We start from the raw sequence: 11,203 nt of genomic DNA on the forward strand, positions 1-11,203 counted from the left end.
AACTTTCTCGGCATACACCACCGAATTGTCATAATCCTTTTTATCATAATAACACTTCATCAAATTAGATTGTGCAAAGGTCTTATTTTGAGGAAAATCAGCTTCGGTTTCTAAACGAGATAAAACCGGAATTGCTTTAGAATAATCATTGCTTTTCAAGAAAATCTGTGCCAATCGCGCTAAAGATTGTTCTGTAAATTCACTTCGTGGTTCATCAATTACGTATTCATAATTAGGAATAGATTTGCTTTCTTGCGCATCTGAAAAATAAGATTGCGCCAAATAGAAATTGGCTTTTAAGGAGTGAATTCCGTTTGGAAATTTAGAAACATAACCACTAAATCCTGAAATGGCTTGTTTGGTATTGTTTTGCAAATATTGTTTTTCGGCAGCTTCAAAAGTATCATTATCTAATTCTGCATCGGTAACCGTAACAAAATCTAAGGTACGAACCCAAGTCGCATACTCATCTACTTTTCCATTGTCAACATAGATTAATCGAGCCGTTGCAACTGCTTCTAATGCTTCGGGAGTTTTAGGAAAATCAGCAGCTACTTTCTTGAATTTTACCAAAGCTTGCTCATCTCTATCTGAATTGTAATAAATCAAACCTTGACGCAAAATCGCTTTCGAAGTGAAAGAGCCTTTTTTGAATTCAGTATTTAGGCGGTCGTAGGTTTTGATTGCATTGTCTTGTTGTTTATCTGCAACATACGTATTTCCTAGTTCGAACAAGGCATCATCACGATAATCCGATTTTGGATATAATTTCAAAAAAGCATTGAGTTCATCGATTTTTTGATTGTTTTTCGAAAGAAATCCGTAGCATATTGCTTTCTGAAAATAGGCATAATCAGCATCAATACTCCTTAAATCGATTACCTTATTATATGCTTCTAAAGCTGGCGTATACTTAGATTCCACAAATCTACAATCGGCCAAACGCAAGTAAGAATCATTCAAACGCACTTTGTCATTTTTCCCTTTTTCAATCTGATTTTCGAAATAATTCCCCGCTTGATCATACTCTTTCAACTTGAAATAAGCGTAAGCAATATTATAATTACTATTTAAATATTCCGGCGTTTCCTTGGCCTGAACTAAACCCAAAAATTGCTTGTAACTCAACACAGCATTTTTGAAATCTTCCAAAACATATTCGGCTTCTCCTTTCCAGAAAGTGGCGCGAGCAGTAAATTTGGCATCTCTTGGTTCATCGATTGATTTTTCAAACATTGACGAAGATTCTTGATATTTCCCGTCGGTGTATAATTCCAATCCGCGATAGAAAGTTACTTTTTGATAGGCCGATTTATTTTCTGGCGATTTGTTCTTTTCTAATAAAACCAATGCTTCCTTATAATTTTTTGACGAAATATAAGAATCAATCAACAACTTTTCAATCTCAGAATTATTGGCATTATTTGGATATTTTTTTAAGAAAGCCATCAAAACAGATGGAACATTTTGATAAGAATTCCCAATATCATAACTCAATTTGGCATAATTCAAACTCGCATCTTCTTGAATCGAAGCGTCAAAATCCATTTCGGAAGCATTCTTAAAAGCATTTAAAGCCTCCTGTTTTTTTTCTAATTTTAGGTAACTTTCTCCCAAATGATAATAGGCATTTTGAGCCACGAAATCTTTTCCGCCAATGATTTTATTGAATTGGGAAATCGCATTTTCGAAATCATTTTGCTTGTAATAAGCATAACCCAATTGATAAAAATCAGTGTTGTTCCATCTTCCTTTTTTACCTTTATACAAAGCCAAATAGGGAATGGATTTGTCATATTGTTTCAAATTAAAATAACTTTCGCCAATAATTTTATTCAATTCAGATTTTTCAATAGCATTTGATTTATCCATAGCTTTTAAACCTAAATCAATCGCTTTTTGAAAATTACCCAACTTAAAATTCATATCAGCTTGATAATAAGAAAGCTTTTCTTTGTATTTTTCTTCTCCTGAAACTTCGTCAAAATATTTTGTAGCTTGTTTGTAATCGTCGCCTTCATAAGCCATAAAACCTAAATAATACTTGGCTTGCGAACCATATTCAGCTGAATTTACAACTTTATTTAAATAATTTACAGCTTCCTTTTTATTTTTGGAACTAAAAAAGCTGTACCCTTTTTGGAAATTATATTTATCACGATCACTATAACTCAAATTACTTTCATCCACTTTATTGAACCATTGCAAAGCTTGCGGATAATTTCCTTGTTTGAAATAATATTGCGCCACTTCAATATATGCCTGATTTTGTTTAATGCTCGTTGGATAATCCGCAACAAAACGTTCCATCAAGTTATCGGCGCCTGGTTGATTGGTGCGAATAGCACAGTTAGCAATATAATACGAACAATCCGAAAGCAGTTCTTCATTAGTCGTAGCCGATTTTACTTTATCGAAAATAATTTGTGCCGAAGCGTATTGCTCGTCATTATACAATGAAAGTGCCTTGTCAAAATCTTTTGAATCGTGTGTATAAATTGCTGATTTTTGTGCCGAAATGTCTAGGGTTCGAATGAAAATTAACAGTAAGAAAAGCCAGGAGAGTTTACGCATTGTGGTTTTTGTTTAATAATTCAAATGTATCATTTTCTAAAGTCTATAACGGATAGAAAAACGTTTTTATTATGAACATCTTTTTAAACAATTTCGAATTTCTTCCTTTAGAACCCAACAAAGAATCATTATTTAAATTAATCGTCTCCAATAGGCAAAATTTATTTTGAATGCAGCCTTTATCTTGTTACTTTTACACCATAAACAAATTTTCCTATGTCTCAACCAGTATTGTCTTTAAAAAATGTAACTATTTCTCAAGGAGGAAAAACCATTTTATCCAATGTAAATCTTGATGTTAATCACGGTGAATTTATATATATCATTGGGAAAACCGGTTCTGGAAAAAGTAGTTTTATGAAAGCATTATATGCTGATTTACCTTTAGAAGAAGGGGAAGGAACAATTGTGGATTTTGATCTAGCAACACTAAAAGAAGATGACATTCCGTTTTTGAGAAGAAAAATTGGTTTTGTTTTTCAAGATTTCAAATTGCTTCCAGATCGTAGTGTGAAAGACAATATGCTTTTTGTTTTGAAAGCAACTGGTTGGAAAGATGAGAATCAAATTCAGAACAAAATCGATGAAGTTTTGGATAAAGTTGGAATGAAAGAATATGCAGATAAAATGCCACACCAACTTTCTGGTGGTGAACAGCAACGAATTGCCATTGCACGTGCTTTACTAAACAATCCCGAATTTATTCTTGCCGACGAACCAACAGGAAATCTTGACCCGCAAACCAGCGTTGAAGTGCTTGAAGTATTAAAGAAAATCAATAATAACGGAAGAACGGTCATTATGGCTACCCACGATTATGCGTTATTAATGAAATTCCCATCGAAAACATTGAAATGCGAAGACACCAAACTTTTTGAAGTGATTCAAAAAACAGTTTAATGCTTTCCGTTCTCATTCCAACATACAATTACAATGTATTCCCATTAGTTTCGGAGTTACAAAAACAATGTTTAGAATGTAAAATTGAGTTTGAAATTTTATGCCAAGACGATTCTTCAAATACTTTTGAACTTGAAAATTTAAAAGTTAACCATTTAGAAAATTGTAATTTTTCAAAAAACGATTCGAATTTAGGAAGAGGAATAAATATCAATTTTTTGTCCGAAAAATCAAAATTTAATTGGCTATTGATTATGGATTGTGATACTTTCCCTACCCAAAAAACCTTCATCCAAAACTATATTAAACAAATAAAAGTAGGAGAGAAAATAGTTTTTGGCGGAATCAAATATCAAAAAGAAAAACCTGACAACAATCAATTATTGAGATGGATTTATGGCAAAAACCGTGAATCACTTTCGGTTGAGAAACGAATTAAAAATCCTAATGGAAATGCGTTAACATCTAATTTACTAATACAAAAAGAAATTTTTCTTTCGACTAAATTTGATGAATCAATTACAAAATATGGCTATGAAGATTTAGTATTTTTGATGAGCTTGAAAAAAAAAGGACTTGTAGTAAAACATATTGACAATCCAACTTTTCATTTAGGGTTAGAAACATCCCAACAGTTTTTAGACAAGACAAAAACAGCCTTAGAAAATTTAAAATTAATCTCCAAAACAATTCCTTTAGACCAATCTGAAAGTAAGATTTTGAGAACGTATAATTTCTTGAAACGATTTTATTTAGTTTCCATTATTTCATTCCTATTTAAAAAAGGAGAAAGAAAAACAATGACTAATCTACTTTCGCAAACACCCTCTTTATTGCTATTTGATTTTTATAAGCTGGGGTATTATTGCACTATCTAATTTCAAAAATCATTGCTTTGTAATTTCCTCAAAAAGAGTTTTCCATTGTTGCATAATGCGGTCTAAGTTATATTTTTCCGTGCTTTCTTGCGCTTTTTTACCCATTTGCAATCTTAAATTTTCATCCTCGATAAGTAATTCAATTTTTTGAACAAACGAATCAATTTTTCCATCTTCGACAAGGAATCCATTTTCATTATTTTTGATTATCGATCTTGGACCTACAGGACAATCATAAGCAACACAGGGCAAACCTAAAGCCATTGCTTCAATAAGAGCCATTCCGAAACCTTCTGTTCTTGATGTCATCACTAGTATTGAAACGTCAAGATATTTATCATTAATATTTTTTACGGGGTCAAAAAAAGCAACAGTACTACCAATCTTCAGAGAATTAACCAATTTTTGTAATTCTTGATTTTTATTGGATTTTCCATATATTTCAAGACTCCAATCTGGATGATTTACAATAACTTTTTGCCAAATTTGCAACATTCGATCCAGTCCTTTTTCATAAGAATGACGACCTACTGCAATTACTTTTTTAGATTTTAAATCCGAAAAACGAGATGATTTAAACCACAATGGATTGGAAATTACAACTCCATTTTTCACATTCCATTCTTTCAAACTCTCTTTTGATAAGGCAACAAACTTGGTAAATCTATTGGCAGAAAACTCCTTGAATGCTAATTTGAATTTTGTAGTGAAAAAAGAATTCGCTTGCTCTTTCTCTTCAATATATTTTGAACCGTGGCACTCAAAAATAATGGAAGCTTTTGTTTTTAAAATGAACGGAATGCTATAAGCTTTTAAACCATTGTCACAAATTATTATGATGTCTGGATGTATTTTAGTTATTGCTTTTTTTAACGCTTTTATATATTGTAAAAAAAAGGAAATTAAATTGCCTTTCAATATCATATCGTGCAGCACTATCTTGTCATCAAAAGAAAAAAACAAAGGTTTATTCCCTTCATTTTGGGTAAGAATATGAACTTCGTAACCGAAATTTTCTACTAAATAATTCGCTTTTACCGAAAGTACTCTAGCGACACCTCCTTCGTTATTAATTTTTGGCGTTATATAAAGAATTTTCATTTTTTAGACTCTAAAAACACATCATAATCCCGAATATAATCGGATTCATCAAAGACATCTGAAGCTATTACTAGACAAACAGCTCCTGATGAAAAATTTTGCAATTCTCGCCAAACACCTGTTCCTATTGGTAAACCCACATTGGGTTTATTCAAAAGAATAGTTCTTTTTTCGAAGCCATCATCAAGAACAACTTCAAAACTACCACTCAACGCTATCAAGATTTCGTACTGATTTATATGAGAATGGCCTCCTCTAAAAGCAGTACTAGGAACATCAAAAAGGTAATAAATTCGTTTGAATTCAAATGGTAAAATATCATTTTGTATGAAAGCTAAATTTCCGCGTACATCTTCTACAACAGGAAAATTCAGAAATTGAATATCATTAAGCATTAGTTTTATTTTTTTAATTTGTAAAAATCCTTTTTTCCTTGAGTTGCCTTTTTTATTGCACCTATAAACTGACTAAATTTTAGCTTTTTTTGTTTCAAATCAAAAAAAATCTTGGTTACCAAACCTTTAAAATAGTTCACTTTCAAAACTCTTGTTAAAAAAGCACCTTGAATGTAATATCGTTGTACAAAATCAAATTTTTCATTTGAAGAAAGTTCAGGATGTGTTGCAATTATGCTTGGAACAAAGGCAATTTGATCCATTTTATTTTTTATGTCAGACAAAAAAACAGCCTCTTCACCCATTTCAAATTTACTTCCAAGTCCAAAATTTTCATCAAATAGAACTCCTAATTTATCTAAAATCGACTTGTTCACAGTAATTTCTACAGACAAAATATTGAATAATTCTATCAAACTTAAATTCATTTTTGCATTTGGTAAATACTTTTTAAACAACAAACCGTTTGGTTTTTCGATACAAAAACTAATTACTGCTTTGCCTTTATATTGATTGTATGTTTGAACAATAGCTAAGTCAAAATCCTTTTTATAGACTACATCATCATCCGCAATTAAAACAATTTTTCCCTTAGCATTTTTTAACGCCAAATTTCTACTTTTGGACAAGCCTGTTTCAAAAGAATTGATAACTCTGACTGAAGGAAACGTAGAATTTAACAGAATATTTTCCTTCGTTTGATTAACGATTAAAATGGAAAATTCAGAAAAATGACAAAAAGGAAACATCGGAATCAAAAAGTCCAAACTGTTTCGATTCATTGTCGAAACTAGAATTTCTAAATCTTGGTTTTTAAATTCGTTTGTCAATTTGTTAGTATATTTACACAAATATAGAAATTTATGTCAGCCAAATGAAAATACTTTTGTTAGGAGAATACAGTCGATTGCATAATTCATTGAAAGAAGGTCTTGTTTCTCAAGGTCACGAGGTAATTACAGTTTCCAGTGGTGATGATTTCAAAAAATACAATACTGATTATTCTTTTCATCCCGCTTTTTTTTCTCGTTTTTGGTTCATTCGAAAAGTAAAAAATCTGATTTTAAAAATCACTACAATCGATTTAGAAAAAGTTGAAAGAGCCATACGATTTTATTTTTTGCTTCCAAAACTAAAAGACTTCCACCAAGTACAGTTAATCAATTCTGATGCTATTGAAACCTACCCTTTTTTATCGAGATTTCTTTATAAAAAACTATTCCAAACTATTGAAAGTCGTAGCTTGTTAGTTTGTGGCGACGAAACTCCTATTATTGATTATTTGCTCAAAAAAGAAATGAAATATTCTGTTTTGACACCCTATTTTGAAGACAATTCTTTAAAGAAAAAGTTTCGTTTTCCATTAAAATACAGAACCAAAAGTTATAGAAAAACATTTGATTGGCTCAATATCAATTGTAATACTTTAATTGCTTCCGATTTGGATTATAAAATCCCTTTAGAAGCTATGAATTACAAGCCGAATTTCATTTCAAATCCTATAAACACTGATAGTATTGAATTTAAAGAATTAGAAATTGATTCAAAAGTTGTCATTTTCTTAGGAATTAATCGCGGTAGTTATATTAAAAAAGGAATTCGGTTTTTCGAAAAAGCACTGACTATTATCCAAGAGAAATACGGCTCTAAAGTGGAAATACTTATAACCGAAAATGTTCCTTACAACCAATACATTTCGCTTTATAACAAAGCTCATATTTTACTCGATCAGGTTTATGCTTATGACCAAGGATACAATGCACTTGAAGCGATGGCAAAAGGAAAAGTAGTTTTTACTGGTGCCGAAAATGAGTTTACAAAACACTATAATTTAACCGAAAGAGTTGCCATAAATGCTTTACCAGATGTAGATTCATTAGTGAATGAATTGTCTTTTTTGATAGAAAATCCAGAAGAACTAATTGCCATTGGAAAACGAGCCAGAAACTTTATCGAAAAGGAACACAATTACATTAAAATTGCTGAAAAATATTTGGAAACTTGGGCAATTAAATAATTATTTATCTTCTATTGCTTTATAGACTTTAGTAGAATCAGAAGCATCATAGGAATTATAACTCGTATTGGGTTGCATATAGTTTAAAAGCAATTTATCACCACTTAAATAGGAGAAAACTGTTCGAAATAAATTAACAGAAGTTTTCAATTTTGCATCATATTCTGTATGATTTGGGTCATTCCACTTAATAGCTAATTTAGCGCCAAAAACAGAATTCAAGAGATTGCAATCTGTGATTTTATTTTGAGCTTGTAATGTATATTCAAACCCAACAAATCCCCCGTGATCTGCTCCAATTATAACAATTGAATTGGGGTCATTTTTTTCAATAAAGGTGACAATTTGCTTTAACCAATCATTAGCTAATTTTAGTCTTTTGATGTATTCCATTCTTTCTCTTTCTACTCCAAGATTCCCGTTTTTGTAAACACCAATATGTCCTGGTTTAAATTTTTCGATAAAGAAAAAATTATTTGTCTTCTTATTGCTTAAAATTTGATTCTCTATTTCATTAGTAATTTCTTTAAAATTGGACCAACCATCATTAAAATGAGGCAATTCCTCCGATTTGAAATTACAATAATCATAATAAACATTTGGTCTATTCATCAACAAATAAGGTCTTTCGGTAATGAAAAATGTTTTATAATTGTTTTTCTTGAAAATTTCCAAAACCGGATTACGTCCAACAATAAAATCTCTAGCATACTTGAATTTTGAAAATTCGTTTGAAAAATGATGTTTCATATAAAAACAAGAGGAATTGGAATACATCGTAGATTCGTAATTGCTTCTATAATCATTGTACAAAGTGAATTTTCTGTCTTGCAACCAAGAATCAAATTCTGAATTATCATATTGATAAAGCGGATCATTCAAGTTAATTTCGTTAGCATAACCATCCGGTTGGATATAATATACATTCGGTTTTTTTCTAAATTTAGTTTCTAAAATAGCATCGGGTTGCACTTGCCATTCTGTGGAATTTGTAAAATTTAAATATATTATTTTTCCTAATTTAAAAACGGGTAATACTGACAATAAAAACACAAAAACAATTACATATTTATGGTTTTTTATTTTTAAAAATAAAATGAAAAGAATCACAAAAGAAAATAAAGCAATTCGTTTATAGGATACGAATAAAACAGGAATTCCAATTATAAAAATTGCACCAAAGAACACTATGGAGGCTACGATAACCCTAGGAATAAAATTCGAATAGTTACTTTTTTGAAGTAATTTAAAAATGACAAAGATGGTCGCCGAAGGAAAAACAATAAAATAGGCAAAGAAAAAAAGTACTTGATTCCAAGAATTAACCAAATCAAAATTATTGGAAAAATAGAATACGAAAGCATAAAAACCAACAGAAAACCCAGCTAATAATGGATAATCTTTTGTATTATTTACAAAATCATTAAATTTTTCCTTGATATTGAATTTCATTTTGACAATTTAAATTAATGTTGACGGCGTTTTAAACTATACAAAATTCTTTCTCCATTTTTTTGTTTGTCAACAATCTCGAAATAAACACCATATTCCTTTTCGAAATTCTCTTCGTTATAAAAATCAAAATGGTTTTTAAATTCTCTTTTGCTGTCCAATAAAAACTGTACCCAAGAATCAACTCTTGTTGGGAATTCTATCAATAAATTGGGAGCCATTTTCGAAAAAAATTGCGCCGATAACGAAAACGGAATATTTCCAGACAAAGTAATGTGATGAATCACCGCCAAAGCCAAACAACCATCAAGATTTGAATCTTTCACTCTATCGATAAACGAAAACCGTTCCTCATTGTTAAAACCATAATTTGCCGAAGGATTTAAAACATCGGCAACAATTGGTAGTATTGTTTTTTCTTTGTTTTTTAATACTTGCTTGTAATTTTGTTCGACTGCATTTGGATCAACATCGGCAACAATAACTAGTTCTGCTACGTCTTTCAATTCCCTTGAAAAAGTACCATCATTGCCACCAATATCTATCAAGGTTTTGCCTTTTATAGATAAAAACCAATCCTTTACAACCTCTTTCTTGAATTGATAAGCCGCTTCATTATAGTTGATTTGGTTGTAATAATGATCCCATTCCGTTTTTTCATTAACTGATAAATTGGAAATAAAATCATACAATCCATCCAATAATTTTATTTGGGAAGCTTTTGATAAATTGTTGTTAACCGTCTTTTTATCGGATTCGTATTTTTTGTCATATTTGGCCAACAAATGAATATTGGTCAATATTGTGGGACTAAAATAACTTTTGAAAGGCAACAATTGAGATAGTTTTTGCAAAGAAATGCCTTCCAGATTTTGGGACAAGGTTTTCAAATGATCTTGTCCGAAATATTTAGTCAAAAGCAGAGGTCCCAAAAAGTGCATTATAAATTGCTTGTAAGCCAACCACGGATTATTTTCTTGATAAAAATCAAACGATAAAGTATCAATAAAAATGGGTTTGCCTTCGTGAAAAGTAATGTTAAAAGCCGAAGCATCTTTTAGGGTAAAATTATTTTCCAAACATAATTTTTGGATTTTTAACGTCAGTAAGGCGGCGTGTTTGTATTGCAAAAAACTCCATTCATAAGGATAACTTATAAAAGGGATTTTAGAAGCCTCAATACAAATTTCTGAATCAGTTTTCGATACTTCTTGATGCGGAATTAAATACTTTTTATCAAAAAGGTTTTTATAAAAACCACTATCCGTTAAAGCTTTGTATTGTTCAAAATAGATTAGATTTACAACTCTTTTTACTTTGTTGTCCTCAATAAAAACATATCCTGATGGATCCCTGAAAGAGGAAGTATTTCTTTTCGATTCCATTTATTTATTATCTTCCGAGTTGTCAGTTTCATCCATAAAATCATCTTCTTCTTTATCTTTAATTCCAAAAATAGATTTTATTTTCATCTTAACAGTCCTATATAACAATAAAAATCCAGCAACTGCTGCCGCTAAAAATTGAACGATTAAAGCTCCTGTTCCTGGATCGAAGTATAGTGGAATCATTTTTTGTTATTTATGCGAATCAAGGGTTAAAATAAAATACTATTATTCTTCTGATTAGACCTAACAGGTTTTAAAAACCTGTTAGGTCTCTATTGAAAACCAAAAAGTTATAGATTCAACCCTTAATTCGCATTATTTGTTTATTTTTCAAAAATACCTAAATTTTGCTCCAATTCAAATATGAATCATAACAATTAGTTGTATTATCTATATTAGTTCAGCTATTAACTAAACAAATTCTTCCTAAAATAAATTCCTAACAGCAATAAATATATAAAATTGTCAAAGGCTTGAGCCATTACAACTCCCTGAATT

10 protein-coding genes are annotated in these 11,203 nt (G+C 30.5%); 3 read left to right on the top strand and 7 right to left on the bottom strand.

Annotated elements, in window-relative coordinates:
• Window positions 1-2,574: tetratricopeptide repeat protein (locus PHC28_RS10000; protein WP_300099465.1), on the bottom strand; the 2,574-nt coding region annotated here is incomplete at its 3' end.
• Window positions 2,575-2,790: 216 nt separating this feature from the next.
• Here PHC28_RS10000 and PHC28_RS10005 point away from each other — a divergent pair.
• Window positions 2,791-3,474 (top strand): cell division ATP-binding protein FtsE, encoded by a 684-nt coding sequence (locus PHC28_RS10005; RefSeq protein ID WP_300099468.1) that lies wholly within the window; start codon window positions 2,791-2,793, stop codon window positions 3,472-3,474.
• A complete protein-coding gene (locus tag PHC28_RS10010) occupies window positions 3,474-4,352 on the top strand; it encodes a glycosyltransferase (RefSeq protein WP_300099471.1) in 879 nt (292 codons plus the stop codon). The genes PHC28_RS10005 and PHC28_RS10010 overlap by 1 nt, the downstream gene beginning before the upstream one ends.
• Before the next feature lie 9 nt (window positions 4,353-4,361).
• Here the strand turns inward: PHC28_RS10010 and PHC28_RS10015 are convergent, their stop codons facing one another.
• Genes PHC28_RS10015 through PHC28_RS10025 form a run of 3 tightly spaced genes read right to left on the bottom strand, consistent with a single transcriptional unit; the run spans window position 4,362 to window position 6,678 of the window.
• A complete protein-coding gene (locus tag PHC28_RS10015; protein ID WP_300099474.1) occupies window positions 4,362-5,453 on the bottom strand; it encodes a glycosyltransferase family 4 protein in 1,092 nt (363 codons plus the stop codon).
• Entirely contained in the window at window positions 5,450-5,848 is a 399-nt protein-coding gene (locus tag PHC28_RS10020) for an FdtA/QdtA family cupin domain-containing protein (protein ID WP_300099478.1), read from the bottom strand. The genes PHC28_RS10015 and PHC28_RS10020 overlap by 4 nt, the downstream gene beginning before the upstream one ends.
• Before the next feature lie 5 nt (window positions 5,849-5,853).
• Window positions 5,854-6,678 carry a glycosyltransferase family 2 protein gene (locus PHC28_RS10025; protein WP_300099481.1) on the bottom strand — a complete coding sequence of 275 codons (825 nt, stop codon included), beginning with the start codon at window positions 6,676-6,678 and terminating at the stop codon, window positions 5,854-5,856.
• 44 nt (window positions 6,679-6,722) lie between these two features.
• Here PHC28_RS10025 and PHC28_RS10030 point away from each other — a divergent pair, with 44 nt between their 5' ends.
• The gene (locus PHC28_RS10030) at window positions 6,723-7,865 is read left to right on the top strand and encodes a glycosyltransferase (RefSeq protein ID WP_300099484.1); all 1,143 of its coding nucleotides are present in this window, start codon (window positions 6,723-6,725) and stop codon (window positions 7,863-7,865) included.
• Here PHC28_RS10030 and PHC28_RS10035 read toward each other — a convergent pair whose 3' ends face one another.
• Genes PHC28_RS10035 through PHC28_RS10045 form a run of 3 tightly spaced genes read right to left on the bottom strand, consistent with a single transcriptional unit; the run spans window position 7,866 to window position 10,888 of the window.
• Entirely contained in the window at window positions 7,866-9,317 is a 1,452-nt protein-coding gene (locus tag PHC28_RS10035; protein ID WP_300099487.1) for a hypothetical protein, read from the bottom strand.
• 14 nt (window positions 9,318-9,331) lie between these two features.
• A complete protein-coding gene (locus PHC28_RS10040) occupies window positions 9,332-10,702 on the bottom strand; it encodes a class I SAM-dependent methyltransferase (RefSeq protein WP_300099490.1) in 1,371 nt (456 codons plus the stop codon).
• On the bottom strand, window positions 10,703-10,888 hold the full coding sequence (locus PHC28_RS10045; RefSeq protein WP_300099493.1) for a hypothetical protein: 186 nt from the start codon (window positions 10,886-10,888) through the stop codon (window positions 10,703-10,705). It abuts the gene before it with no gap.
• Window positions 10,889-11,203: the final 315 nt, after the last annotated feature.

It is taken from the genome of Flavobacterium sp., from assembly GCF_028712645.1.
Lineage (GTDB): Bacteria > Bacteroidota > Bacteroidia > Flavobacteriales > Flavobacteriaceae > Flavobacterium.

Excerpts from the sequence above, each read along its gene's own strand:
- PHC28_RS10005 (WP_300099468.1), top strand. The coding sequence starts at position 2,791 with ATGTCTCAACCAGTATTGTCTTTAAAAAATGTAACTATTTCTCAAGGA.
- PHC28_RS10010 (WP_300099471.1), top strand. The coding sequence starts at position 3,474 with ATGCTTTCCGTTCTCATTCCAACATACAATTACAATGTATTCCCATTA.
- PHC28_RS10015 (WP_300099474.1), bottom strand. The coding sequence starts at position 5,453 with ATGAAAATTCTTTATATAACGCCAAAAATTAATAACGAAGGAGGTGTC.
- PHC28_RS10020 (WP_300099478.1), bottom strand. The coding sequence starts at position 5,848 with ATGCTTAATGATATTCAATTTCTGAATTTTCCTGTTGTAGAAGATGTA.
- PHC28_RS10030 (WP_300099484.1), top strand. The coding sequence starts at position 6,723 with ATGAAAATACTTTTGTTAGGAGAATACAGTCGATTGCATAATTCATTG.
- PHC28_RS10035 (WP_300099487.1), bottom strand. The coding sequence starts at position 9,317 with ATGAAATTCAATATCAAGGAAAAATTTAATGATTTTGTAAATAATACA.
- PHC28_RS10040 (WP_300099490.1), bottom strand. The coding sequence starts at position 10,702 with ATGGAATCGAAAAGAAATACTTCCTCTTTCAGGGATCCATCAGGATAT.
- PHC28_RS10045 (WP_300099493.1), bottom strand. The coding sequence starts at position 10,888 with ATGATTCCACTATACTTCGATCCAGGAACAGGAGCTTTAATCGTTCAA.